General features: G+C 69.6%; 25 protein-coding genes. 17 read left to right on the forward strand and 8 right to left on the reverse strand.

Annotated features, from left to right (window positions below):
* Positions 1-103: 103 nt before the first annotated feature.
* A complete protein-coding gene (locus K7C20_RS19145; RefSeq protein WP_167352547.1) occupies positions 104-2,770 on the forward strand; it encodes a transglycosylase domain-containing protein in 2,667 nt (888 codons plus the stop codon).
* Positions 2,771-2,893: 123 nt separating this feature from the next.
* Entirely contained in the window at positions 2,894-4,375 is a 1,482-nt protein-coding gene (locus K7C20_RS19150; RefSeq protein ID WP_053210254.1) for a glycosyltransferase family 87 protein, read from the forward strand.
* A 101-nt stretch (positions 4,376-4,476) separates the two neighbouring features.
* Here the strand turns inward: K7C20_RS19150 and K7C20_RS19155 are convergent, their stop codons facing one another.
* The 3 genes from K7C20_RS19155 to K7C20_RS19165 all read right to left on the reverse strand — a co-directional run bounded on the left by K7C20_RS19155 (position 4,477) and on the right by K7C20_RS19165 (position 7,131).
* Positions 4,477-5,508, reverse strand: a complete 1,032-nt coding sequence (locus K7C20_RS19155) for an alanine racemase (protein WP_030075754.1) — start codon at positions 5,506-5,508, stop codon at positions 4,477-4,479.
* 63 nt (positions 5,509-5,571) lie between these two features.
* Positions 5,572-6,690 carry a lipid II:glycine glycyltransferase FemX gene (locus tag K7C20_RS19160; RefSeq protein ID WP_030075756.1) on the reverse strand — a complete coding sequence of 373 codons (1,119 nt, stop codon included), beginning with the start codon at positions 6,688-6,690 and terminating at the stop codon, positions 5,572-5,574.
* A gap of 123 nt (positions 6,691-6,813) precedes the next feature.
* On the reverse strand, positions 6,814-7,131 hold the full coding sequence (locus K7C20_RS19165; protein ID WP_030075758.1) for a hypothetical protein: 318 nt from the start codon (positions 7,129-7,131) through the stop codon (positions 6,814-6,816).
* 229 nt (positions 7,132-7,360) lie between these two features.
* Here K7C20_RS19165 and rpsF point away from each other — a divergent pair, with 229 nt between their 5' ends.
* The 4 genes from rpsF (at position 7,361) to rplI (ending at position 9,143) form a co-directional block, all read left to right on the forward strand.
* Positions 7,361-7,651, forward strand: a complete 291-nt coding sequence (gene rpsF, locus K7C20_RS19170; protein ID WP_006604399.1) for a 30S ribosomal protein S6 — start codon at positions 7,361-7,363, stop codon at positions 7,649-7,651.
* A gap of 82 nt (positions 7,652-7,733) precedes the next feature.
* The gene (locus K7C20_RS19175; protein ID WP_053210255.1) at positions 7,734-8,330 is read left to right on the forward strand and encodes a single-stranded DNA-binding protein; all 597 of its coding nucleotides are present in this window, start codon (positions 7,734-7,736) and stop codon (positions 8,328-8,330) included.
* Between the two features lie 111 nt (positions 8,331-8,441).
* Positions 8,442-8,678 carry a 30S ribosomal protein S18 gene (gene rpsR / locus K7C20_RS19180; protein WP_003978893.1) on the forward strand — a complete coding sequence of 79 codons (237 nt, stop codon included), beginning with the start codon at positions 8,442-8,444 and terminating at the stop codon, positions 8,676-8,678.
* Positions 8,679-8,696: 18 nt separating this feature from the next.
* Positions 8,697-9,143 carry a 50S ribosomal protein L9 gene (rplI, locus tag K7C20_RS19185; protein WP_030075760.1) on the forward strand — a complete coding sequence of 149 codons (447 nt, stop codon included), beginning with the start codon at positions 8,697-8,699 and terminating at the stop codon, positions 9,141-9,143.
* Between the two features lie 76 nt (positions 9,144-9,219).
* Here rplI and K7C20_RS19190 read toward each other — a convergent pair whose 3' ends face one another.
* Positions 9,220-10,089, reverse strand: a complete 870-nt coding sequence (locus K7C20_RS19190; protein WP_053210256.1) for a trypsin-like serine peptidase — start codon at positions 10,087-10,089, stop codon at positions 9,220-9,222.
* Between the two features lie 41 nt (positions 10,090-10,130).
* Complete coding sequence (locus tag K7C20_RS19195) at positions 10,131-11,468, reverse strand: MATE family efflux transporter (RefSeq protein ID WP_030075764.1); 1,338 nt, start codon at positions 11,466-11,468, stop codon at positions 10,131-10,133.
* Between the two features lie 476 nt (positions 11,469-11,944).
* Here K7C20_RS19195 and dnaB point away from each other — a divergent pair, with 476 nt between their 5' ends.
* Both dnaB and K7C20_RS19205 read left to right on the forward strand, forming a co-directional pair.
* Complete coding sequence (gene dnaB / locus K7C20_RS19200) at positions 11,945-13,405, forward strand: replicative DNA helicase (RefSeq protein WP_030075765.1); 1,461 nt, start codon at positions 11,945-11,947, stop codon at positions 13,403-13,405.
* Between the two features lie 170 nt (positions 13,406-13,575).
* Positions 13,576-14,178 carry a GNAT family N-acetyltransferase gene (locus tag K7C20_RS19205; RefSeq protein ID WP_245171779.1) on the forward strand — a complete coding sequence of 201 codons (603 nt, stop codon included), beginning with the start codon at positions 13,576-13,578 and terminating at the stop codon, positions 14,176-14,178.
* A gap of 6 nt (positions 14,179-14,184) precedes the next feature.
* Here the strand turns inward: K7C20_RS19205 and K7C20_RS19210 are convergent, their stop codons facing one another.
* Entirely contained in the window at positions 14,185-15,150 is a 966-nt protein-coding gene (locus K7C20_RS19210) for an NADP-dependent oxidoreductase (RefSeq protein ID WP_030075767.1), read from the reverse strand.
* Positions 15,151-15,294: 144 nt separating this feature from the next.
* On the opposite strand from K7C20_RS19210, the gene K7C20_RS19215 reads away from it, so the two are divergent.
* From K7C20_RS19215 to K7C20_RS19240, 6 genes are all read left to right on the forward strand, one after another.
* The gene (locus K7C20_RS19215) at positions 15,295-16,269 is read left to right on the forward strand and encodes a GlxA family transcriptional regulator (protein ID WP_053210257.1); all 975 of its coding nucleotides are present in this window, start codon (positions 15,295-15,297) and stop codon (positions 16,267-16,269) included.
* Positions 16,270-16,331: 62 nt separating this feature from the next.
* The gene (locus K7C20_RS19220; RefSeq protein WP_030075773.1) at positions 16,332-17,558 is read left to right on the forward strand and encodes a MerR family transcriptional regulator; all 1,227 of its coding nucleotides are present in this window, start codon (positions 16,332-16,334) and stop codon (positions 17,556-17,558) included.
* 49 nt (positions 17,559-17,607) lie between these two features.
* Entirely contained in the window at positions 17,608-18,318 is a 711-nt protein-coding gene (locus K7C20_RS19225) for a hypothetical protein (RefSeq protein WP_048828708.1), read from the forward strand.
* Positions 18,319-18,370: 52 nt separating this feature from the next.
* Positions 18,371-19,819: a serine hydrolase domain-containing protein gene (locus K7C20_RS19230; protein WP_078953561.1), complete on the forward strand. Its 1,449-nt coding sequence runs from the start codon at positions 18,371-18,373 to the stop codon at positions 19,817-19,819.
* 92 nt (positions 19,820-19,911) lie between these two features.
* The gene (locus K7C20_RS19235) at positions 19,912-21,054 is read left to right on the forward strand and encodes a pyridoxal-phosphate-dependent aminotransferase family protein (RefSeq protein WP_053210258.1); all 1,143 of its coding nucleotides are present in this window, start codon (positions 19,912-19,914) and stop codon (positions 21,052-21,054) included.
* A gap of 605 nt (positions 21,055-21,659) precedes the next feature.
* Positions 21,660-22,406 (forward strand): TetR/AcrR family transcriptional regulator, encoded by a 747-nt coding sequence (locus tag K7C20_RS19240; RefSeq protein ID WP_053210259.1) that lies wholly within the window; start codon positions 21,660-21,662, stop codon positions 22,404-22,406.
* Between the two features lie 33 nt (positions 22,407-22,439).
* On the opposite strand, the gene K7C20_RS19245 is transcribed toward K7C20_RS19240, so the two are convergent.
* A complete protein-coding gene (locus K7C20_RS19245) occupies positions 22,440-22,892 on the reverse strand; it encodes a GNAT family N-acetyltransferase (protein WP_030075785.1) in 453 nt (150 codons plus the stop codon).
* 107 nt (positions 22,893-22,999) lie between these two features.
* A complete protein-coding gene (locus tag K7C20_RS19250; RefSeq protein ID WP_245171781.1) occupies positions 23,000-23,533 on the reverse strand; it encodes a MarR family winged helix-turn-helix transcriptional regulator in 534 nt (177 codons plus the stop codon).
* 145 nt (positions 23,534-23,678) lie between these two features.
* Between K7C20_RS19250 and K7C20_RS19255 the strand changes: the two genes are divergently transcribed.
* The 3 genes from K7C20_RS19255 to K7C20_RS19265 are packed head-to-tail and all read left to right on the forward strand — an operon-like array spanning position 23,679 to position 25,502.
* Positions 23,679-24,899 (forward strand): MFS transporter, encoded by a 1,221-nt coding sequence (locus K7C20_RS19255; RefSeq protein WP_030075789.1) that lies wholly within the window; start codon positions 23,679-23,681, stop codon positions 24,897-24,899.
* A gap of 7 nt (positions 24,900-24,906) precedes the next feature.
* Positions 24,907-25,053 (forward strand): hypothetical protein, encoded by a 147-nt coding sequence (locus K7C20_RS19260; protein ID WP_160328769.1) that lies wholly within the window; start codon positions 24,907-24,909, stop codon positions 25,051-25,053.
* Positions 25,050-25,502 (forward strand): GlcG/HbpS family heme-binding protein, encoded by a 453-nt coding sequence (locus K7C20_RS19265; RefSeq protein ID WP_030075791.1) that lies wholly within the window; start codon positions 25,050-25,052, stop codon positions 25,500-25,502. Before K7C20_RS19260 ends, K7C20_RS19265 begins: the two co-directional genes overlap by 4 nt.
* The last annotated feature ends 6 nt before the right edge of the window (positions 25,503-25,508 follow it).

Consider the following 25,508-nt stretch of genomic DNA (forward strand, 5'->3'; position numbering starts at 1 on the left):
TGCGGCTCGCGCCTCAGGAGCGAGCCGTGCATCGGGGGGACCTGAAGACAACTGCCGCCTTCAGGCGACGAGATAGCGCGCCTGCCCGAGGAGTATTCGTTCCATGAGCGAGCACCGTCGCAAACCGCCACAGCCGCAGAGTGGCGGACGTGCCGCGGCCCGACGCGCCGCACAGCAGCCACCGGGGCGTCGAGGCGCCTCTTCGCGTGGCTCCGCAGCCAATCCTGCCTCTCACCCCGAGCCGACCGGTCATGAGCCGCGGCAAGGAGGGCGCGCCGAGGCCCGCAGAGCTACCCAGCGCAGCGGCCGCCGACGGGCGTCCGAGGCGTCCGGGATGGCTGCCGGAGACGGCGCCGGCGGCCGTGGCGGCGGAGGTCGGCGCGGCGGTGGTGGCGGTGGCCCCGAGGGGGGCCGCGGTCGCGGTCGTGGCGGCGGGAAGCCGGCCAAGAAGCGTCTGATCGACTATCCGCGTGCCAACCGCGTCGGGTGGCGGCGCTTCGTGCCGTCCTGGAAACAGGTCACCACCCTGTGCGTCGGTTTCATAGGGCTGATCGTGGGCGCCTCCGGCGTCGCGCTGGCCCTGGTGAACGTGCCCAGCGAGAGCGACGCCGCCAAGTCGCAGAACAACGTCTACCTCTGGGCCAACGGCAAGGTCATGGCGCGTGACGGTGAGACGAACCGGCAGAACGTCACGATCAACGAGATCCCGCGCTCGATGCAGAATGCGGCCATCGCTGCGGAAAATGCGTCGTTCCGAACGGACTCGGGCGTGGACCCGATGGGCATCGCGCGTGCCGTGTTCAACATGGCGAAGGGTGGCTCGACCCAGGGTGGCTCGACCATCACCCAGCAGTACGTGAAGAACGCCATGCTGAGCCAGCAGCAGACCCTTGACCGCAAGTTCAAGGAGCTGTTCATCGCGATCAAGGTCGGCTGGTCGAAGAACAAGGACCAGATCCTTCAGGGCTATCTCAACACCAGCTACTACGGCCGCGGTGCTTACGGGATCCAGGCAGCGGCTCAGGCGTACTACGGAATCGACGCCGAGAAGCTGAACCCGAATCAGAGCGCCTTCCTGGCCACCGTGCTCAAGGGCGCGGACCTGTACGACCCGGCGGGCGGCACCAGCCCGGGAGCCACGCGGGCGGCGAACACCAAGCGTGCCGAGGCACGGTGGTCCTGGATTCTCGACCGGGAGGTCGAGAACCATCTGTTGTCGAAGGCGCAGCGGGAGAAGTACCGGGGTCACTTCCCCAAGCCGCATCTGCCGAAGCCGGTGGCCAGCAAGGGCGGCCAGATCGGCTACATGATGGACACCGCGAAGAAGTACGTGCTGAAGCACGCGGGTCTCAGCGAGGCGCAGTTCGACAAGGGCGGCTACACGATCCGGACGACCTTCGACGCGAAGAAGACCACGCAGCTCGAGGGCGCGGTCAAGAAGGTCAACAAGCGGTACATCGACCCGGAAAAGCGCACGAAGGACAAATACGTCCAGTTCGGTGGCGCCTCCGTGGTGCCGGGAGACGGCAAGATCGTCGCCCTGTATGGCGGTGAGGGCTACGACAAGGGGCACTTCAGCAACAACGCCGACACCTTCGGTGTACCGGTCGGCTCGACCTGGAAGCCGTTCGTGCTCGCAGCGGCGATGAAGTACGGAACGGCCCATAGCGGTGGGCCGCTCTCGCCGGACAGCCGCTACAACGGCGATGACCACCTCAAGGTGAAGGACGCCGACGGCCACTTCGTTACGAAGCGGGACAACACGCCCTTCTTCCAGGAGAACGAGAGCAACCACCCCTGGGGCTACATCCCCTTGACCAAGGCGATGGAACAGTCCGTCAACACGCCGTTCGTGCAGCTCGGCATGGATGTCGGGATGAGCAAGGTGCGCGACATGGCGGAGGCTGCTGGTATTTCGGCGGCCAGCTTCGACAAGAACCTGAACCCGTCCTTCGCGCTGGGTACCTCCACGCCGAGCGCGATTCGTATGGCCGATGCCTATGCGACCTTCGCCCAGTCGGGGACGAAGGTGGAGCCCTATTCGGTGACCAAGGTGACGTTCGAGGGTGAAGACCTGCAGGGCTTCGACAAGCCCAAGCAGGAGACGGCGATGGAACCCAACGTCGCCAACAACGTGACCAAGGTGCTGCAGAACGTCATCAAGAACGGTACGGGGAAGCTGGCCAGCCGGCTGAACATGCCGGCAGCGGGCAAGACCGGCACCACCGACGAGAACAAGTCGGCCTGGTTCGTCGGCTACACCAAGCAGCTGTCGACTGCCGTCACGATGTTCCGTGAGGACGCAGGGAATCCGCGTCAGCTGTCCATGAACGGCGTCGGTGGCTTCGACTCGATCCACGGTGGTGCACTGCCCACCGAGGTGTGGACCGAGTACATGCTCCAGGCGATGAAGGGCGTGACGCCGGAGACTTTCCAGCCCGCTACGCCCATCGGGCAGAAGGTGGACCAGGCGGGTATGCCGACGCCGACGCCGACGCCCACGCCGTCGGACTCCCCGTCGGAGACTCCGTCGGAGACTCCGAGCGATTCCGCTTCCCCGACGGACTCTCCCAGCCCGACCCCGACAGACACCTGTTCTCCCTGGGACATCAACTGCAAGAACAGCGGGGGAACGAGCAACGGTGGAGGTAACGGCGGAGGACCGGGCGGACCGGGTGGGCCGGGCGGTGACACCGGTGGCACGAGTCCGACACCTGAACCGACGGATGCGAACGGCGGTGGCGGCCTGTTCGGCGGCCCCAGCGGCTGACGACCGTTTCACGTGAAACGCTGCATGTTTCACGTGAAACACGGAGCCACGAAGCCCCCGCCCGGCTTGACCGGGCGGGGGCTTCACCGTCTTCTGCACAGGGTCGTACGGCAGGATGGGCCCATGACGAGCGTGCGACGGGACGAGTCGGTACGGCCGACCAGGCGGGATGAGGTGGGGGCGGCCGGCAGCGAGCTGATCGGCGGGCCGATCGGCCGGCGCGCACTGTTCGGGGCGCATTGGCTGACGCCGGTGCGGATCATCGCGCTCATCGCCATCGGCATGTTCGCGCTGGGCATGGTGCAGAAGCTGCCCTGCTACAACGGTGGCTGGTTCTTCGGCGCCACGAGCCAGTACACCCACGCCTGCTACTCGGACATTCCCCATCTGTATGCGGGGCGGGGCTTTGCCGATGGACTGATCCCCTATTTCGACCGGCTGCCCGGCGATATGGAGTATCTCGAGTACCCCGTGCTCACCGGCGTCTTCATGGAGATCGCCTCCTGGATGACACCGGACGCCGGGGGGATCCAGCACCGCGAACAGATCTACTGGCTGGTCAACGCCGGCATGCTGATGATCTGTGCCGCTGTCATCGCGGTGTGCGTGACCCGCACCCACCGGCGACGCCCCTGGGACGGTCTCCTTGTCGCCCTGGCACCGGCCGCCGCCCTGACCGCCACCATCAACTGGGACCTGCTGGCGATCGCCCTGACCGCCGCCGGGATGCTGATGTGGTCGCGCAGCCGCCCGCTGGCGGCCGGCATCCTCATCGGCCTGGCTACCGCGGCGAAGCTGTATCCGGTGCTGTTGCTGGGCCCCTTGCTGGTGCTCTGCTGGCGCGCGGGATCCTGGCGCGCGTACGGGAGGGCGGTGACCGGTGCTGCGGCCTCCTGGCTGGTGGTGAACCTGCCGGTGATGATCACGCACGATGCCGCGGGATTCCACATCCGGGAGGGCTGGGCGAAGTTCTACACCTTCAGCCAGGAGCGGCCCATCGACTTCGGTTCGATCTGGCTCCTGATCTCGCAGCGCACCGGCAACCCCCTGGAGAACGCCAATACCTATGCCACGCTGCTGATGATCGTGGGCTGTGGCGCCATTGGCCTGCTGACCCTCTATGCGCCGCGCCGACCGCGTTTCGCGCAGCTGGCGTTCCTCGTCGTCGCGCTGTTCATCCTCACCAACAAGGTCTATTCGCCGCAGTACGTCCTGTGGCTGACCCCGCTCGCCGCGCTGGCCCGGCCGCGCTGGCGGGACTTCCTGATCTGGCAGGCCTGCGAGGTCATGTACTTCCTGGGCATCTGGATGTACCTCGCCTACACGGGAAGCGGCGACAAGCACCAAGGACTGCCGCCGGAGGGCTACCAGCTGGCCATCGTGCTGCACCTCGTGGGCACGCTCTATCTGTGTGCCGTGGTCGTACGCGACATCCTGATGCCGGAGCGCGATGTGGTCCGCAGGGACGGGGACGACGACCCCTCGGGCGGAGTGCTGGACCGCAGCCCCGATGCGTTCGTGCTAGGCCGGGCCTATCACCGCCCCCGGCACGCGGTGCACTTCGAGGGGGCGCCACAGGTGCGCTGGGGCGCCGTACGGGAATGAGCCGGCCCCCTGACTGACCCTCCACGCCAAGGGCCCGGTGCCGCAGAGAACGTCTGCGGCACCGGGCCCTTGGCGTGTGTCAGAGCGCGGGCTCGGCCGGTTCAGCGGTCCACGATGCGGTCGAACTGGGTGGTGGTGTGCCGCAGATGGGCCACCAGTTCCTCACCGACCTGCGGCTGCGGTGCGTCTCCCGGCACGAACAGGATCGACACCTGCATGTGCGGCGGCTCCGCGAACCAGCGCTGCTTCCCGGCCCACACATACGGCGCGAGATTGCGGTTGACGGTTGCCAGACCGGCCCGGGCCACGCCCTTGGCGCGCGGCATCACGCCGTGCAGGGCCTTGGGCGACTCCAGGCCGACACCGTGCGAGGTGCCGCCGGCCACCACGACCAAGTAGCCGTCGGAGGCCGCCTTCTGCTGGCGGTAGCCGAAGCGCTCACCCTTGGCGACCCGGGTGACATCGAGCACCGAGCCGCGGTACTCGGTGGCCTCGTGGTCGCCGAGCCACAGCCGCGTACCGATCCGCGCGCGGAACCGTGTCTGGGGGAACTGCTGCTGGAGACGGGCGAGTTCATCGGCCTTGAGGTGGCTGACGAACATGGTGTGCAGCGGGAGACGGGCGGCGCGGAGCCGGTCCATCCAGCCGATGACCTCCTCGACCGCGTCGGACCCGTCGGTGCGGTCCAGCGGCAGGTGCAGCGCGAAGCCCTCGAGCCGGATGTCCTCGATGGCCGCGGCCAGCTTCGGCAGATCCTCCGGCTTGACGCCATGGCGCTTCATGCTGCTCATGACCTCGATGACGACCCGGGCGCCGACCAGGCCGCCCACGCCCTCGACCGAGGAGACCGAGCGGATCGCCCGGTCGGGCAGCGGCACCGGCTCCTCGCCGTGGCGGAACGGTGTCAGAACGAGCAGGTCGCCGCTGAAGAAGTCCTTGATTCGGGCCGCTTCATAGGTCGTCCCGACCGCGAGGATGTCGGCGCCCAGGCGGGTCGCCTCATCGGCGAGGCGCTCATGGCCGAAGCCGTAACCATTGCCCTTGCAGACCGGGACCAGCCCGGGGAACTGCTGGAGAACGCTCTGGTGATGCGCCCGCCAGCGCGCGGTGTCGACGTAGAGGGTGAGCGCCATGGCCGGGCCCGGAACCTTTCTCGTGGCTGGTGTGTCAGGAGTACGGACGGTGCGGTGAAGCGGTCAGCGGCGCGCCATGTACATGTCGAACGCCTTGTGCAGAAGCTTGTTGAGCGGGAAGTCCCACTCGCCGAGGTACTCCGCTGCCTGCCCGCCTGTGCCGACCTTGAACTGGATCAGGCCGAAAAGGTGGTCGTTCTCGTCCAGCGAGTCGCTGATGCCGCGGAGGTCGTAGACCGTTGCGCCGAGCGCATAGGCGTCCTGGAGCATCCGCCACTGCATCGCGTTCGAGGGACGGACCTCACGTCCGATGTTGTCCGAGGCGCCGTAGGAGTACCAGACGTGCCCGCCGACGACGAGCATGGTCGCCGCAGAGAGGTTCACGCCGTCGTGGCGCGCGAAGTACAGCCGCATGCGGTTGGGATCCTCGGCGTTGAGGGCCGTCCACATGCGCTGGAAGTAGCCGAGCGGCCGCGGCCGGAAGTGATCACGGACCGCGGTGATCTCGTAGAGGCGCTGCCATTCGGCCAGGTCGTCGTATCCGCCCTGGACGACCTCGACGCCGGCCTTCTCGGCCTTCTTGATGTTGCGGCGCCACAGCTGGTTGAAGCCCTTGTGGACCTCCTCCAGCGAGCGGTCGGCCAGCGGCACCTGGAAGACGTAGCGGGGCTGTACGTCGGCGAAGCCGGCGCCGCCGTCCTCGCCCTGCTGCCAGCCCATACGGCGCAGCTTGTCGGCCACCTCGAAGGCACGCGGCTCGATGTGCGTCGCCTCGACGTCCCTCAGACGCTTGACGTCAGGGTTCTGGATGCCGGCCTTGATCGCCTGGGCGTCCCAGCGGCGGATGACCACCGGCGGGCCCATCTTCACGGTGAAGGCACCCTGCTGCTTGAGGTGCTTCAGCATCGGCTGAAGCCAGTCCTCCAGATTCGGCGAGTGCCAGTTGATGACCGGCCCCTCCGGGAGGTACGCCAGGTAGAGCTTGACCTTGGGAACCTGGCGGTAGAGCACCAGGCCCGCACCCACCATCTCGCCGCTCGCGTCGAACCAGCCCAGGCTCTCCGCCCGCCATTCGGACTTGACGTCCGCCCAGGCGGGGACCTGCATGTGGCTGGCCGCGGGCAGACTCTGGATGTATGCCAGATGCTGCTCTCGGCTGATGGTCCTCAGGGTCAGGCTCATGCGGGGCGCTCCTCGGCAGGTGTGTCCCCTCGGTCGGGGCTCCGGCTCTCGCGCCGAAGCCTACTGTGACCACGGAGCGCCCCGTCTGGGCCATACGGGCCGGGGCCCCGTATGCCGCATCGGCTAGCCGATAAGGCCGCCGAAGAGGCCGCCGTGTGCCAGGCCGAGGTAGAAGCCGACGGCCGCTGCCCCGAGGCCGATGATCAACAGGAATCGTTCACCTGTCGTCGACGAGATGAACTGCCCCCACAGGCCGGTACCGATTCCGATCAGGCCGACCCAGGAGCTGACCAGGTGCAGGCTGGGAGAGAGCGTGGTCAAGACGGCGATCGCGCCGAGGACCACGGTCACAATGGCGATGGTGTTCTCGACGGGATGCGCCTTGCCGTCGCTGTTGAGAAGCGAGAGCAGACTGCGCTGGGTCCGTGCTGCCTGTGCCATGCGGCACCTCCGATGACAGGGCGGCGCACTGTAACGCCGCTCACACCCGTTGTGTTCCAGATTGAGGGGTGCACCGGGCGGATTTCAACCGGAAGGCTTCAGGCAGGTACTCTGTACGGTCTGCGCCCATGTCTGCCCGGATGACCCGGACGGGCTCGGCGCGGAACGCATACGACCCTCCTGCCACGGAACGACCGTGGCCGCTGAGTCCAAAGGAGGTGGGTTCTACATGCGTCACTACGAGGTGATGGTCATCCTCGACCCCGATCTCGAGGAGCGCGCTGTCTCCCCGCTGATCGAGAACTTCCTCTCCGTCGTCCGTGAGGGCAACGGAAAGGTCGAGAAGGTCGACACCTGGGGCCGTCGTCGTCTCTCTTACGAGATCAAGAAGAAGCCCGAGGGCATCTACTCGGTCATCGACCTGCAGGCCGAGCCTGCGGTCGTCAAGGAGCTCGACCGTCAGATGAACCTGAATGAGTCGGTCCTCCGGACCAAGGTCCTTCGTCCCGAGACCCACTGAGCGCGCAAGCGCCCAGCGGTAACCGGGTCCGAGTAGCAGCAACACCAGCAGCCAGCAGCACACCCGCCGAGAGGTTCCCCTAATGGCAGGCGAGACCGTCATCACGGTTGTCGGCAATCTTGTCGACGACCCCGAGCTGCGCTTCACCCCGTCCGGTGCGGCGGTCGCGAAGTTCCGCGTCGCGTCCACTCCCCGCACTTTCGACCGCCAGACCAATGAGTGGAAGGACGGCGAGAGCCTGTTCCTGACCTGCTCGGTGTGGCGTCAGGCGGCGGAGAACGTCGCCGAGTCCCTGACGCGGGGTACCCGCGTGGTCGTCCAGGGCCGCCTCAAGCAGCGGTCTTACGAGGACCGCGAGGGCGTGAAGCGCACGGTCTACGAGCTCGACGTCGAGGAAGTCGGCGCGAGCCTCAAGAACGCCACAGCCAAGATCACCAAGACCAGCGGTCGCGGTGGCCAGGGCGGCGGCTTCGGCGGCGGTCAGCAGGGCGGCGGCCAGGGTGGCGGCGGCTGGGGCGGCGGCCCCGGCGGCGGTCAGCAGGGCGGCGGCGGTGCTCCCGCCGACGACCCGTGGGCGACCAATGGTCCTGCCGGCGGCCCCAGCGGCGGTCAGCAGGGTGGCGGCGGTGGCTGGGGCGGTAGCTCCGGCGGTGGCTACTCGGACGAGCCGCCCTTCTAGGTCCGTACAGCTGGCTCGATTCCGCGCGGTTTCACGTGAAACAGCGCAGCGAAGCGGTCAGGGGCCTTGAGGGCGTCAGCACAAACTTCTTGAACTCATTGGAGAGAGATAATGGCGAAGCCGCCTGCTCGCAAGCCTAAGAAGAAGGTTTGCGTGTTCTGCAAGGAGAAGATCTCCTACGTCGACTACAAGGACACGAACCTGCTGCGGAAGTTCATTTCCGACCGCGGCAAGATCCGTGCCCGCCGGGTCACCGGCAACTGCACTCAGCACCAGCGTGACGTCGCCACGGCTGTGAAGAACAGCCGTGAGATGGCGCTGCTGCCCTACACGTCCACCGCGCGATAAGGGAAGGGTGACCGAATCATGAAGATCATCCTCACCCACGAGGTCTCCGGCCTCGGCACCGCCGGCGACGTCGTTGACGTCAAGGACGGGTACGCCCGTAACTACCTGGTCCCGCGTGGTTTCGCGATCCGCTGGACCAAGGGTGGCGAGAAGGACGTCGAGCAGATCCGCCGCGGTCGCAAGATCCGCGAGATCGCCACGATCGAGCAGGCCAACGAGGTCAAGGGCCGGCTCGAGGGCGTCAACGTGAAGCTGGCCGTTCGCGCCGGCGACGCGGGCCGCCTGTTCGGCTCCGTCACCCCGGCCGACGTCGCCTCGGCGATCAAGGCCGCCGGTGGTCCGGACGTCGACAAGCGTCGTGTCGAGCTCGGTTCGCCGATCAAGACCCTGGGCGCGCACCAGATCTCCGTGCGTCTGCACGCCGAGGTCGTTGCGAAGCTCGGCGTCGAGGTCGTCGCCGCGTAAGCGCAGCACCACGCCGAGGGCCGCATCCCGTCCGGGATGCGGCCCTTTGCCGTGTCCGGGTGCCGACGGCCCGCTGTCAGTCCTCGTCCTGGGCGCGCTTGTAGAGCTTGACGACATCGTCGTCGAAGTACGCGGCGTAGGAGATATCGTCCACGTCACCGCCGCCTTCATGGCCGCCGAGAACGCCGATGACCGTGCCGGTGTGGCTTCTGGGGTCGTAGTCGGCCAGCCAGGGGCTGCCGCTCGTACCGCCCTCGAAGTCGCTGCACTTGATACGGAGTTGGGTGCTGCTGTACTTCGTGGTGCGGTTCTGGCAGGAGATCGGGGTGTCACGGCTGGTCGGATAGCCGGTGATCTTGACCTCGTTGTCGAAGCCGCGGTCGATGCCGAGCGTGTTGCCGCCCAGCACGTCCTGGATCTGCTTGCCGTTCTTCTTGTCGAGCACGAGGAAGGCGATATCGAGATCCTCGTCCTGCGACTTGGCCCAGCGGTCGTCGATGACCACCTTCTTGACCTTCCACAGGCCGGTGGGCTCCTTGCCGTTGCGGTAGTCGGGCGCGAAGACAAGATCGTCGACCGTGGTCTCGGCGTCGGGATCGAAGGCACAGTGGGCCGCGGTGATGAGCATGTTCCGGCCCGGACTCTGCACCACGCTCGCGGTGCAGAAGTGCTCGCCGGTGTCGTCCTTCTCGAAGACCGCGCCGACCCGGGCGTTCTGCTCGGTTCTGCGCGGGGTGTACGCACTGCCGTTATCGGCCGGGGCCGTCGCGGCCGGGTCCTGGTCCTGGGGATCTTGGCCGGCCTCGCCGGACTTGCCGAAGCTGCTGCGGCCGCCGAGGGCGCTGTTGCTCGTATCGGCTTCCTCCGAGGCGTAGCCCACCACAACAGCAGCCACGATGACGATGAACGTCAGGGGCAGCACGGACTTCCTGGCAAGCGAGCGCACACGGTCATTATCGGCACCCGCTGCGTATTGTGGGAGGTCCTTCAGCGGGAGGCTCCGGTCACAATCCATCGGCCCGAGCGGGTGCGCAGCCACAGGGTCAGCATGCGGACGGTCATCATCAGCGCCATCGTCCACCACAGCGCGACCAGTCCGCCGCCGAGGACAGGTACGGCCAGCGCGGCCGGAGCGAACAGCGCCAGGGTCACGACCATGGCCCGGGCGAGATAGGGCCCGTCCCCCGCACCCATGAGTACGCCGTCGAGGATGAAGACGATCCCGGAGACCGGTTGTGTCACGGCCACGACCAGGAGCGTGCTCAGCAGCGGGCCCTGCACGGCGGGGTCGGAGGTGAACAGGGGGATGAAGAGGGGGCGGGCGAGGGCGACCAGCACGCCGAGTACCAGGCCGGAGGCGATGCCCCACTGGACCATGCGCCGGCAGGCGGCCCTGGCACCGTCGCGGTCCCCCGCACCGAGGTACCGGCCTATGATGGCCTGCCCGGCTATGGCTATCGCGTCCAGCGCGAAGGCCAGCAGGGACCACAGCGTGAGCACGATCTGGTGGGCGGCGACCTCGGCGTCGCCGAGCCGGGCGGCGACGGCGGTGGCGATCATCAGCACAGCGCGCAGCGAGAGCGTACGCACCAGCAGTGGGACCCCGGCCTGGGCCGAGGCACGGATCCCCGCCGCGTCGGGACGCAGTGAGGCGCCGTGCCGTCGCGCACCACGGATGACCACGATGAGGTAGACGGCGGCCATGCCGCACTGGGCGATGACCGTGCCCCAGGCGGAGCCCGCGATGCCGAGCCCGGCGCCGTAGACCAGGGCGACGTTCAGCGCGGCGTTGGCGGAGAAGCCGCCGATGGCGACATGGAGCGGGGTCTTGGTGTCCTGGAGCCCGCGGAGCACGCCGGTCGCGGCCAGCACGACGAGCATCGCGGGGATGCCGAGCGCGCTGATGCGCAGATAGGTCGTGGCGTACGGGGCAGCGGTACCGGAGGCACCGAAGGCCTCGACGAGCCAGGGGGCGGTGGGCAGCACGGTCGCGATGACGGCGGCGCCGAGCAGCAGGGCGAGCCAGATGCCGTCCATGCCCTGGCGGATGGCGGCGGGCAGGTCGCCGGCGCCGACCCTGCGGGCGACCGCGGCGGTGGTGGCGTAGGCGAGGAAGACGAAGACGGAGACGGCGGTGGTGAGCAGGGCGGCGGCGACACCGAGGCCGGCGAGCTGGGGAGTGCCGAGGTGGCCGATGACGGCGCTGTCGACCATGACGAAGAGGGGTTCCGCGACCAGTGAACCGAACGCCGGCAGGGCCAGGGCGATGATCTCGCGGTCGTGGCGGCGGTCGGAGCGCCGCGGGGTCGCGGGAGCCTGGGTCATGCGCTCAATGTAATCGTCCACAGGTAAGAGATGCAAACCCCTTGCAGTCCTTACTTTCCGCTGTGCGGAGTTGCCTCCCCTGTGCCGTTTGTCGCGATCTTGAACCGCGAGCGAAAGTTTTTCTCCCCCACAGCCTATGGATGAGAAAAGCGCAGGTCAGCTCAGTGGGGCTGGGGCGATTGTGTGCTTGTCCACAGAAGTTTCCCCCGGGCCGTGCACAGGATCCGGGGACTTCTCCACAGCTGTAGGGCAGTCATCCACATGGCCTGTGGATAACCAGATTGGCGGACGGTGCCCACGGGCCTACCGTGGTCCGGCACCCGCCGCCTGTTCCGGCCTGAGAAATCGTCCGAACTCGACGCGCCGTAACCGGAGTCGGGCGTCTCGATTGTCAGAGCTGTGCCGTAAGAAAGAACAGCACAGCAAGGTCCGCGTCGCGGACGGGAGGAGGTGCCGGGGTGAGCATTCCCGAGCCCATGGAAGACCCCTGGGCGGACTCCGGTCCCAGCGACCTGCTGCCGGCCGCGCGCTCCCGGCGAGGCGAGGGCAAGGGCCGCGGTCGCGGCGACCGCCAGGACCGCGACGACGACGGCGGCGGCTCCTGGAACGGCGGATTCGAGCGGGTGCCCCCGCAGGACCTGGACGCCGAGCAGTCCGTGCTCGGCGGCATGCTGCTGTCCAAGGACGCGATCGCGGATGTCGTCGAGGTCCTCAAGGGCGAGGATTTCTACCGCCCCGCCCATGAGCTGGTCTTCCAGGCGATTCTCGATCTGTATGCCAAGGGCGAGCCGGCCGACCCGATCACCATCGCCGCGGAGCTGACCAAGCGCGGCGAGATCGCGCGGGTCGGCGGCGCCTCGTATCTGCACACCCTCGTCCAGTCCGTACCGACCGCGGCGAACGCCGAGTACTACGCCGAGATCGTCCATGAGCGTGCGGTGCTGCGCCGCCTGGTCGAGGCCGGCACCCGTATCACGCAGATGGGATACGCCGCGGACGGCGATGTCGACGAGATCGTCAACAGCGCCCAGGCGGAGATCTACGCCGTCACCGAGCAGCGGACCAGCGAGGACTACCTTCCGCTCGGCGACATCATGGAGGGCGCCCTCGACGAGATCGAGGCGATCGGCTCACGCCAGGGCCAGATGACGGGCGTGCCCACGGGCTTCACCGACCTGGACTCCCTGACGAACGGCCTGCACCCCGGCCAGATGATCGTGATCGCGGCCCGCCCCGCCATGGGTAAGTCGACCCTTGCGCTGGACTTCGCGCGGGCCTGCTCGATCAAGAGCAATCTGCCGAGCGTGATCTTCTCGCTGGAAATGGGGCGCAACGAGATCGCGATGCGTCTGCTGTCCGCCGAGGCGCGGGTGGCGCTGCACCACATGCGCTCCGGCAGCATGACGGACGAGGACTGGACGAGGCTCGCGCGCCGGATGCCGGACGTCTCGGCCGCGCCGCTGTACATCGACGATTCGCCGAACCTCTCGATGATGGAGATCCGCGCGAAGTGCCGGCGGCTCAAGCAGCGCAACGAACTGAAGCTGGTGGTCATCGACTATCTCCAGCTGATGCAGTCCGGCGGCTCGAAGCGCGCCGAGAGCCGCCAGCAAGAGGTCTCGGACATGTCCCGAAACCTCAAGCTGCTGGCGAAGGAGCTGGAGCTCCCGGTCATCGCGCTCTCCCAGCTGAACCGTGGCCCCGAGCAGCGCACGGACAAGAAGCCGATGGTCTCCGACCTCCGTGAATCCGGTTCGATCGAGCAGGACGCCGACATGGTCATCCTGCTGCACCGCGAGGACGCCTACGAGAAGGAGTCCCCGCGCGCCGGCGAGGCCGACCTGATCGTGGCGAAGCACCGTAACGGCCCCACGGCGACGATCACGGTCGCGTTCCAGGGCCACTACTCGCGGTTCGTGGACATGGCGCAGACGTGAGGGGAGCGTCGTAGGGCCCGGCATCCCCGCCCCGGGCGGTCTGTGCCGTGGGTGGCGAGCTTCTCCCGCGTCAGCAGTGCAGAGCGCGCGAAGCGCAACAGCGGCGATATCCGGCCTGGTCCTCCTGAAGCGGGCGCCGCGACACGCCTCCGGCTGCGATGCTCCGGGGCATGTCCGCCTTACCTGCCGAGGGTCCCTGGCCCGCCACCCTCCGGACGCCCAGGCTGTTGCTGCGTCCTGCCGAAGCCGGCGACGTCCACGCGTTCACCCGGCCGTGGACGGACCCTGAGGTCCGGCGCTTTCTCGGCGGGCCGGTCGCCGGGCAGAAGCTCGCCCTCTACCAGCAGCATTTCGCGGGACGGCCGCAGGTGTTCAGCGTGACCACCCGGGACGATGGCGTCGTGGTCGGCTCGGTGTCGGTGGAAGCGGATTCCCGGTGCGACGGCCGGCGAGAGGTGTCGTACGCCTTCCTGCCCGAGCACTGGGGCCGGGGATACGGCAGTGAGGCCGTGGCCGTCGTCGTCGGCTGGGCGCTGGAGGCCGTCCCGTCACCCGATCCCTCGGTCATCGCCGCCACCCAGGAAGCCAACGTCCGCTCGCGCCGGCTCCTCGAATCCCTCGGCATGCAGCCGGTCGACAGCTTCGTGGAGTTCGACGCGCCCCAGGTGAGGTACTCCGCCGGCCCTCAGTGGTCCGCGCCGGTCGGTGAGGAGCCACCGGCCGGCGCGGTCGAGGGCGACGGAACGGCCGGTGGCGGACCCGTCGGCAGGTGACCGCCGTCAGGGCGCCACGGCCAGCACGATCTTGCCGGTGGTGCGGCCGGTCTCGCCGAGGGTGTGCGCCTTTGCGGCCTCCTCGAGCGGTACGACGGTGTCGACGGCGACCCGCAGTTGTCCGCTGTCCACCAGGCCGGCGACGGCCTGCAGCCCGGCCCGGTCGGGCTCGACCAGCAGGAACCCCGCACGGATCTGTGCCTCGCTCGCCTGTGCGGCCGGGAAGCCGTCGTCCAGCGGAAGGATCGAGACCAGCGTGCCGCCGGGGCGCAGGGTGCGCAGTGAACGGGCGCCGTAGTCGCCGCCGATGGTGTCGAGGACGATGTCGACGTCGCGCACCGCCTCCGCGAAATCCTGCTGGGTGTAGTCGACGAGTTCATCGGCGCCCAGGTCGCGCAGGAAGTCGTGCTTGGCCTGCCGGGCGGTGCCGATGACATACGCGCCACGGGACTTGGCGATCTGCACGGCCAGATGGCCGACGCCGCCCGCCGCGGCGTGGATCAGCACCCGCGCGCCGGGCTGGACCTGCGCGGTGTCGACCAGGGCCTGCCAGGCGGTCAGCGATGCCAGCGGGAGCGCGGCGCCCTGCACGTGATCCAGACTCGCCGGGAGGTGCGCGAAGTGGCGGGCCGGGGCGGTGACGTACTCGGCGTACGCCCCGGCGGGGTGCGGGAAGCGGGGCATGCCGAAGACCTTGTCGCCCGGCGCGAAGAGGGTCACGCCGAGGCCGACCGCCTCCACCACGCCCGAGACATCGAAGCCCAGGGTGAACGGGGCCTTGGCACCCGTCAGGAAAGCGCCCTGGGAGCGCGACTTCCAGTCGGTCGGGTTGACGCCCGCGGCGTGCACCCGGACCAGGATCTCCGTCGGGCCGGGCACCGGCCGGTCGGTAGTGATCATCTTGAGGACGTCGGGGCCTCCGGCGGTGTCCTGGCTGACGGCCCGCATCTGCGGGGTCCGGGTCTCGGGCATGGTGTCTCCTTCGTACGGTGCCACGGCGGTGACCGGGCATCCAGCGTCGCTGACCGGGCGGGTTTCCCGGGGGTGCTGTCAGCTTTCCGTGGCGGCCGGGGGCCCGGCGGTGTCCTGATGGCCAACGTTTGAAAGAATCGGGTCATGCATCGCGTCGGTGTTCTCGCCCTGGACGGTGTCGTCCCCTTCGAGCTCGCTATCCCCGCGCGGATCTTCGGGGCTGCGCACGGCGCCGCCGGGGAGCCGCTGTACTCCGTCGTCACCTGTAGTCCGGACGGACGCCCGGTGCGCGCGGAAGCCGACTACGAGATCGCCGTCGCCGAGGACGCCTCCGTCCTGGCGAGCGTGGACACCGTCGTCGTCCCGCCGTCCCACGCGCTGGCCACGATCGTCGAGGACGGCCGGCTGCCCGATGAGCTGCGCAAGGTGCTGGAGTACATCCGGCCCGGCACCCGGATGGTGGCCATCTGCACCGGCGCGTTCGTACTGGCCGCCGCCGGGATGCTCGATCACCGGCCGGCCACCACCCACTGGCGGGAGGCCACGCAGCTGCAACGCCTCTTCACGACCGTACGGGTCGACCCCAATGTGCTCTTCGTCGACGACGGCGATGTGCTGACCTCTGCCGGAGCCGCCGCCGGAGTCGACCTGTGTGTGCACATCGTGCGCCGTGACCACGGCAGCGCCGTCGCCAATGAAGTGGCCCGCTCCTGTGTCGTGCCGCCCTGGCGGGACGGCGGTCAGGCCCAGTTCATCCGGCTGCCCGTCCCCGCACCGTCGACGGGCGGCACCGCGGCCACCCGCGCATGGGCCCTGGAGCGTCTCGGCGAGCCGCTGACCCTGACCGCCCTCGCCGCGCACGCCCGGGTCAGCGTGCGCACCCTCACCCGGCGCTTCCGCGACGAGGTCGGCATGAGCCCCGGTCAGTGGCTCGCCGGCCAGCGCATCGAACGGGCCCGGCATCTGCTGGAGACCACGGACTGGCCCATCGACCTCGTCGCCCATCACGCGGGCTTCGGCACCGGCACCTCCCTGCGCCAGCATCTGCACAGCGCGGTGGGGGTGGCACCGCAGGTGTACCGGCGGACGTTCCGGAGCGCTGCCGAGCTGACCGCCTGAAGACCGGCGGGCGGGTCGCGGTCTTTGACCTTCAGGCTGCTTGAAGCTCCACAATCGCGTTCATGGACGACACCGAAGAGCTGTTGACCATCGGCGCGTTTGCGCGACGAGTGGGGCTCGCGCCGAGTGCCCTGCGGTTCTACGACGACTGCGGGGTGCTGCGGCCCGCGCGGGTGGATGCCGTGACGGGGTACCGCCGCTACGGGGCGGGGCAGGCGGCGCGGGCAGTGAAGGTGCGGCAGTTGCGTGCGGCGGGGCTGCCGCTGGTGGATGTCGCGGTCGTACTGGACGGGCCCGAGGACGCGGCGCGCGGTGTCCTGCGGACTCATCTGGAGCGGACGCGGCGGACGGCGGACGAGACGCGGGCAGTGGTCGAGGGGTTCCTGCGGGAGGCGACCGGCACGGCGGAGCACCGCGCGAGTTGGGCCTGGGCGCGGGTGGGCGGGGCCGAACTCGCCAGTGCGGTACGGCAGGTGGCGCCCGCGGTCGCGACCGGGGCGGGCCGACAGGAATTCACGGTGCTGGGGTGTGTGCTGCTCGAACTCGCCGACGGCGAGGTGCGATGGGTGGCGACGGACCGCTATCGGCTGGCGGCGCGGGTGCTGCGACCGACGGGGTTCGAGGGCGGGCCGCGACGGGTGCTGATCGGCCCGGATGCGGCACGGGACCTGGCGGAGTGGGCCGTACGGCAGGTGACGGTCGAGGTGGAGTGCGCGGCGGACGCGGCCGGGGTCCGGCTGCGGAGCGGGTCGGGCCGGCGGGAGGTGCCGGCGGGAGCCGGCCAGGGGCGGGGCGGTGCCCGGGACCCCGGCGCATATCCGGACTACCGGCTGCTCCTGGAGGGCCCGGAGGAGGGGCGACATCGGGTGATCGTCGACCGGGCGGGGCTGCGGGACGCGGTGACCGGGCGGGCCGGAGCGGTGTCGTTGTCGCTCGGAGCGGGGCACGGGGAGGCGGCTGACGTGGGCGGCCCGGGGGAACCGGACACCGTGGGGGACACGGCGCGGCACGAGGCCGGGCAGGTGCTGGAGGTGGCGGGCGGCGGCCGTGGGCCCGTCCGGATGCGGGCGGTGCGCACGGGGCCGGGCCTGCGGATCGCCTTCGATCCGGCCGTGCTGGTGCCTGCGCTGGAGGCCGGAGTGGGGCCGGATGTGCTGCTGGAGATCACTTCGGCGGACCGGCCGGTCGTCGTCCGCTCTGCCGACCAGGGAAGTTTCACGACATGGGTGATGCCGGTGCGCGAGTGTGCCGGTGCGGATCGTTGCGACACCGCTCCCGCCGATGACTGAGCCGACGGGACCGGGGACTGCTGCCATGGCTGAGGAGGGGAGCGGGCCGGTGGATCCGGAACTGCCGGTGGTGCAACTGTGCGTGGAAGGGATGCGGGCCGAGGCGGACGGGCAGGCCGGCAGGGCGCTCGGCCTGTTCCAGCAGGCCTGGGAGATCGCTGCCGATGACTACGAGGCGTGTATCGCCGCGCACTATCTCGCACGGCATCAGAACGCGCCCGAGGAGACGCTCCGTTGGAACCAGGAGTGCCTGGAGCGCGCTGACCGGGTGGGTGACGAGCGGGTGCACGGGTTCTATCCGTCGCTGTACGCGAACCTGGGGCAGGCCTGCCGGCGGCTTGGCCGAACGGTCCTTGCGCACACGTATTTCGCGCGGGCCGCCGAGCGGGTGGGTGAGGTCCCCGAGGGGCAGTACGGCGACTGGAATCGGTTCGCGATCGCGGAGGGCTTGCGGGAGACGGCTCCCGAGCCGGCTGGGAAGGTCCTTGAGGAAGAGGACGAGGACGGCGGGGATATGGCGCCACGGCACCTCGATGCGGCGGTCGACGGGCGGGTGCGGGAGTTGGTGGCGCGGTGGTGTGCGCGGTCCGACCTCACGGCCCTGGCGCTGACGCTCCCCGCTTATCTCGGATACCTCGGAACGGAGGGGGACCGGGTGCGGCTGCGGTCTGCGCTGCACATGGTGCACGCCGCGCGCAGGCTGCCGGAGGACGAGCAGACCGAACTGGGCGCGGTGATCGGTGCGGCGGCGCTGTGGTGATGCGGCGAGGATGGGGCCCGGCCGCGTCGGATTCGCCGTTGAGGAGAGTGCCATGACCATTCCACAGCCCACGGAGCCCCATGAGCCCGGACCGGCCGGCCACGGGCCGGAGGCGGGCGCCGCGCGTGATGAGTTCGCGGAGCTGTTGCCCCCGACCCGACGGGCGTTGCTGCGCCGGCTGGCGGTCGGGCAGGCCGAGGGGCGGGCGCCCTCTTTGACGGGTGCGGTCGTCCGCGGGGGGCGAGTGGTGTGGACAGGGGCCCGTGGTTCGGTGGAGGGGAAGGCACCGCACGACGATGTGCAGTACCGGATCGGCTCGCTCACCAAGACCTTTGTCGCGGTGCTGGTACTGAGGCTGCGGGACGAGGGACTGCTGCGACTGGAGGACCCGGTAGGCAGGCACCTGGAAGGGTCTCCGGTGCCCGATGCGACGATCGCCCAACTGCTCGCGCACAGTTCGGGGCTGGCGGCCGAGACCCGAGGTCCGTGGTGGGAGCGGACCGCGGGTGAACTGCGGCCCGAGCAGGCCGATCTCTTCGACGAGCGGCCGCAGCGGCTCCCCGCCGGACGGCGCCACCATTACTCCAACCCTGGCTATGCGCTGCTCGGCGCGCTGGTCGAACGGCTGCGGGGCGGTACCCCGTGGGACGAGGTGCTGCGGAACGAAGTGCTGGAACCGCTGGGCATGGGGCGTACGACGCTGCGGCCGCAGGGGCCGCACGCGAGCGGCTGGGCGGTCCACCCGTGGGCCGACGCCGTGCTGCCGGAGCCGGCCGCGGACACCGGTTTGATGGGCCCGGCGGGGCAGTTGTGGTCGACGCTCCAGGATCTGTGCCGGTGGGCGGCGTTTCTGCTGCGGGGCGACGGCCGGGTGCTCAGTGCGTCGAGCCTGGCCGAGATGCGGACACCGGCCGTGCCGCCGGAGACGAACGCCTGGGATGCGGGGTACGGACTGGGCGTTCAGCTCGTATGGCGGGAAGGCCGGCTGCTGGCCGGGCATGTCGGCTCGATGCCCGGGTTCCTGGCGGCGCTGTGGACCGATGCCGAGGAGGACATCGCCGGGGTCGTGCTGGCCAATTGCACCTCGGGCCCGGCGGTCGCCGCGCTCGCCGCCGATCTCACCGGGATCGTGAGCGAGCACGAGCCACGGATCCCCGAGCCCTGGCACCCGCTGCCCGGGCCGCTGGATCCGGAACTGCTGGCCCTGACCGGGCCCTGGTACTGGGGCGCGAACCCGCACATCCTGCGGCTGTGGACCGAACGCGGGCTGGAGCTCACGCCGCTGTCCGGGACGGGGCGCTCCTCGCGGTTCCGGGCGGAGAACGACGGCACATGGACGGGCCTGGACGGCTATTACGCGGGCGAGACGCTGCGGGTGGTGCGCGACGAAAACGGTTCGGTCAGCCATCTCGATCTCCATACCTTCGTGTTCACCCGCGGACCGTACGAGCCGTCGGCACCGGTGCCCGGTGGAGTGGATCCGCAGGGTTGGCGGGTGTGAGGCCCGTACGGCGGGGGCGCGGGCCGCGGACGTACAGTCGAACCAGATGTCAGGAGCCGCGCCGAGTCGGCTCGCTACCGCTGGAAGGCCCTGTGACTGCCGTGTCTGATCCGACCGCGAACGCCGCCCCGGACCTGCTCGACCTGCCTCCGCTCACCGCGGCCCACTTCGCGCGGATCGAGGACAAGGTCGCGGCCCTGATGCACACCCGCTGCGATGTCGTGGCGATGCAGGGCGAGGCGCTGCTGCCCCTGGAGGCCTGTATCCGCTCCGCCGTGCGGCCCGGCAGCACCGCGCTCAACATCATCACCGGCCCGTACGGCGAGACCTTCGGCGGCTGGCTGCGCTCCTGCGGCGCCGAGGTGATCACCGTCACCGCGCCGTTCACGGGTGCGGTCGACCCGCGGCAGGAGGCGGACGCCTTGCGGGAACACCCCGAGATCGACTTCGTGAGCCTGGTGCACGCGGAGGCAGCCACCGGCAACACCAACCCCGTCGCCGAGATCGGTGCGGTGGTGCGGGAGCACGGCGCGCTGCTGATGCTGGACGCGGTCGCATCGGTGGGCGCCGAGCCGCTGCTCACCGACGAGTGGGGCGTGGACCTGTGTGTGATCGGCGGGCAGAAGGCGATGGCCGGGCCTGCCGGGGTGTCGGTGGCGTCCGTCAGCGCCCGTGCGTGGGAGCGGATCGCTGCCAATGAGCAGGCTCCGCGGCGCTCGTACCTCTCGCTGCTGGACTGGAAGGAGCGCTGGATCGACGGCGGCCGCACGGCACTGCCGCACGCCCCGGCCCAGCTGGAGATGCTCGCTCTGGAGCAGGCGGCGGACCGGATGAACGCCGAGGGGCTGGATGCGGTCATCACCCGGCACCGGGCGGCGGCCGCGGCGACCAGGGCCGGTGTGCGGGCGCTGGGCGGGCTCGCTCCTTACGTCGTGCGTGACGAGGACGCGGCGCCGGCCGCCACGACGCTCCGTGCACCTGAGGGAGTGGACGCCCGGGAGATCGTGACCGCCGCGCTCGCGGTGGACGCGGCGGTGCCGGTGCAGGCCGCGGCCGGAGCGCTGGCCAAGGAGATGATCCGGGTGAACCACTATGGCCGGGCCGCTGACCGGGCGGTGGTCACGGCCTCGCTGGTGGCACTGGCGGGCGGGTTGCGTGCGCTGGGGGTGTCCGTGGACGCCGAGGGTGCCGCCGTGGCGGCGGGCGCGGCATGGGACGCGGTGGTCGCAGGCTGAGGCGAGCCGGCGCCCAGCCGTAGGGCGTGTTGGCGTGGTGGGGCCGTGTTTCACGTGAAACACGACCCCACACGTGTGTCTGGAAGCGGCGTCGTTTCACGTGAAACACCTGTGCCCGCGTGCGCCCCTCGGCGGCTCGGCGTTCACCAACCTCCGTTATGTGCAGGGGAGTTGGCCGCTGCGGAAGCCAGAAGGGACGAGGTGTCGCACGGCCGCTGAGGCAGCTCCGGCGGCATTGCGGCTGACCGTGATCTCGCCCGTCGCCCGTCGCCCGTCGCCCGTCATCCGTCGTCCGTCAGGAGCAGTGCAGTGGCGTGCTCCGGCTCCGGCGGCAGGCTGGACGGGAAGACGCCGTATGCGCCGTCGCTTGCGGGGCCCCGGCCGGCGGTCCGGTCATGCCGACGGCCATTCGACGGCTCTCGGCGGCTCTTCGGTGGTTCGCACGTCCGCCCGGTGCCGGTCGTCGTCGGCCCGTTCCCCCGCCGCCGCGTGTCCGGGTCATTTAACGATCATGCTCGAAGCCTCCCGTAGAATCGGAACGAGCGACCCGTTTGTGAGAGCGGCACGCGCGCACCGGATGTCGACGTTTTTTCGGGAGGCCGGCGGTGGTCGAGGGTGGTGTCACGCCTTCCCGTGCGGATGCGCGGCGCAACAGGGCGCTGGTGCTCCAGGCGGCTCTATTCGCCTTCGAGGAACGGGGGTTGGGGGTCCCCCTCGGAGAGATCGCGCGCCGGGCGGGTGTCGGTGCGGGCACCGTCTACCGCCACTTTCCTTCCAAGGAAGCCCTGTTCAGGGCGACGATCGTGGAGCGGATCGAGCTTTTCACCGACACCGCAAGGGACTTGGCCGAGGTTCCGGACCCCGGCGCGGTGTTCTTTCGCTTCCTTTCCTCCGTGGTGCGGCTCGCGTCACGGAACAAGGCGTTGTGTGACGCGCTGGAAGCGGCCGGCGCCGGTCGTTTCGAGCCGTCGCCCGGGGTCGGGCAGGACTTCGACGATGCGCTGGAGGTGCTACTCGGGAGGGCCCAAGAGGCAGGTGATGTACGGCAGGACGTTGGGATAACGGATCTCAGGGCCCTGCTGGTGGGCTGTCTTTCGATGGAGCGGGCCAGGACGGGAAGCGGTGTGGAGGCCGGGGTGCAGGACCGGATGACGGCGCTGATGTGCGATGCGTTGCGGCCGGAGCGCGCCGTGACGAAACTTCCGGTTGAGCCGGTGAAACGTAACGAATCGCGATGTGAGCTGTGTGGCACGGCGATCACGACGGCACGCACGGGGCGGCCCGCCCGCTACTGCGGTGGCGCCTGCCGGCAGAAGGCACACCGGGCACGGGGACGCACACGGCAGACGTGATCAGACGTCGCCGTGTGCCGGCCGGTGCGTCGCTCAGAGCTGGAGCTTGAAGCCCAGGTGGGAGGCCTCGAATCCGAGGCGCTCGTAGAAGCGGTGTGCGTCGATGCGGGTCGCGTCCGAGGTGAGCTGCACCATCTGGCAGCCGAGCGTGCGGGATTCCGCGACCGCCCACTCGATGAGCTGGGTGCCGAGGCCGCCGCCGCGCTCGTCGCGGTGGATCCGTACGCCTTCGATGATGGAGCGGGTGGCACCGCGCCGGGACAGACCGGGGATGACCGTGAGCTGGAGCGTGCCGACGGTCCGTCCCTCGCGGACCGCGACGATCTGGTGCTGCTGCGGGTCGGCGGCCAGCACCTCGAACGCGGCGCGGTACGGAGCCAGGTCGTCCGGCGCTTCGCGGGTGGCGCCCAACGGGTCGTCGGCGAGCATCGCGATGATGGCGGGCAGATCGGCCTCGGTCGCGCGGCGTATCTCGATATCGCTCATGGGCGCGACCTTATGCCGTGTGATCGCGGGGGCGGCAGGCAGGCAGCCGTGCCGCCCGGTCAGCCGTCGGCCCGACCCCGTGCCCGTCCGCCCGCATCACCCCGGCGTCACTCCGGTGGCGCGAGCGTCTCGACGGCGGTGACGAGCGGTGCCAGCTCGGGGCGCTGTGCGGCGTCCTGGAGGGCTTCACGCAGCGCGTCGTCATGGGTGGGCCGGGCCTCCACCAGGAGCGCGAGGCCGTCGGGCGTCACGTTGGTGTAGATGCCGCGCCGGTCGTCGGGGCACAGGTAGCGCGAGAGCAGCCCCCGCTCCTCGAGCCGCGTGACCAGGCGGGTCGTGGCGCTCTGGCTGAGGACCACCGAGTCCGCGACCTGGTGCATCCGTAGATGGCCGCCGGGTCCGTCGTGCTGCTCGCTGAGCACATTGAGGACCGAGAATTCACGGACGCTGAGGTCGTGCCCCGTCTGGAGGGCGCGTTCGATGTGCGACTCGATACGGCCGTGCAGGGCGGAGAGCGCGCACCAGCCCTGAGCCAGTGCGGGGGCGGGCGCCGGCGGGCAGCCGGGGGCAGTGGGTGCTGCCGGCTGCGGTGCCTCCACCGTCTCCTGAGTCTCCTGCTTCTCCCGCGTCTGCTGCGTCATCGACGACCTCCTCAAGGGCGCACCTCATGGGCGCATCACCCAGGATAGGACACCTTCGAAATATACGGCGCTTGCAATTAACCCGCGTATGCAATTATTGTGGACGCTCGTAAGGCACGTACGCAATGATGTGAAGGGATCCGTCATGCCTCTCGCACTCCTGGCTCTTGCCATAGGTGCCTTTGGGATCGGAACGACCGAGTTCGCGGTCATGGGCCTGCTGCCCGACATGGCGGCCGGCTTCGGTGTCTCGATCCCACTCGCCGGATACGCGACCACTCTCTACGCCCTCGGCGTCGTCATCGGGGCGCCGCTGATGACCGCCCTCGGCACCCGCTTCACCCGCAAGCAGATGCTGATGCTGCTGATGGGCCTGTTCATCGTCGGCAACCTGCTCACGGCCGTCGCACCCAACTTCGGGATCATGCTGGCCGGACGGATCGTTGCCGCGTTCACGCACGGTGCGTTCTTCGGCATCGGCGCGCTCGTCGCCGCCGACCTTGTCGCGCCCGAGAAGCGGGCCACGGCCATCTCGCTGATGTTCAGCGGCCTGACCATCGCCAACGTCGTGGGCGTACCGGCCGGCACCATGCTCAGCCAGCAGTTCGACTGGCGCACCACCTTCTACGCGATCACCGCGCTCGGCGTGATCGGCCTGCTCGGCATCGTCAAGCTGGTCCCCGCGCAGCGGACGAAGGCGGCCTCTCCCCTAGGCAGCGAACTCGCGGTATTCCGTAATCCGCAGGTCGGCCTCGCCATGCTGATGACGATCCTGGGCTTCGGCGGTGTCTTCGCGGCCGTCACCTACCTCGCCTCGATGATGACCGAGGTCACCGGCTTCGCACCGTCCTCCGTGATCTGGCTGACGGCCATCTTCGGCCTCGGCATGGTCGGCGGAAACCTGGTCTCAGGTCGCTTCACCGACCGCGCCATGATGCCGATGCTGTTCGTGTCGATGACCGGTCTGGCGCTGTCGCTGGCCGCCTTCAACTTCACCGCGCACAACAAGATCGCCGCCATCGTCACCATCGCGCTGATCGGCATCTTCGGCTTCGCCACCGTGCCGCCGCTCCAGAAGCGGGTGATGGACCAGGCGGCCTCGGCGCCCACCCTCGCCTCGGCCGGCAACATCGCGGCCTTCAACTTCGGCAACGCGCTGGCCGCTTGGCTCGGCGGGATCGTGATCTCGGCCGGCCTCGGCTACACCGCGCCCAACTGGGTCGGTGCGCTCATGACTGCCGCGGCGCTGGGGGTGGCGATATTCGCCTCCGCTCTGGAGCGGCGTCAAAGGGGCCGTGGCCGTGTGGTGGCCGTCGGCGGTTCCACCGTGGCCGTCGAAGAGCCCGTAGCAGCCGCGCACAGCTGACGGGCCCGTGCCGCCCGCCCCGAATCAACGGCGCTACGAGCACCACCAGCGCAAGGCGTGCCACCAGACCAACGAGCACCACGAGCACACCATGCGCCACGAGCTCAGCACGCACCACCAGCACCACTACACCCCCAAGGGACACTTCTCATGAGCACCACCACCCCTGCCACGCCCACCCCCGCCCCCACCGTCCGTCCCCTCACCACCCGCGACGCCGAGGGTCTTATCGAGGCCGCCGTCCGTGCCGCCGAGGGGCTCGGCGTGCGGGGCAGTGTCACCGTCCTGGACGCGGGCGGTCATCTGCTCGGCTTCCGGCGCGACGACACGGCCGTGCTGATCTCAGGGGAGACGAGCACCCGCAAGGCGTACACGGCACTTCAGTTGGACGCCCCCACCGCTGACCTGGTGGAGCTCGTACGGCCCGACGGGCTGTTCCACACTCTCCCCACGGCGTTGGACCGGCCGCTGCTCTTCCTCGCGGGTGGTGTGCCGCTCCACCGGGACGGCCGGCTGATCGGTGCGATCGGCTTCGGCGGCGGCGCCCCCGAACAGGACCACCGGATCGTCACCGAGGCGATAGCGGAGGCCGACCTCGCCTGAACGACG

The sequence above is a fragment of the Streptomyces decoyicus genome (assembly GCF_019880305.1).
Lineage (GTDB): Bacteria > Actinomycetota > Actinomycetes > Streptomycetales > Streptomycetaceae > Streptomyces > Streptomyces decoyicus.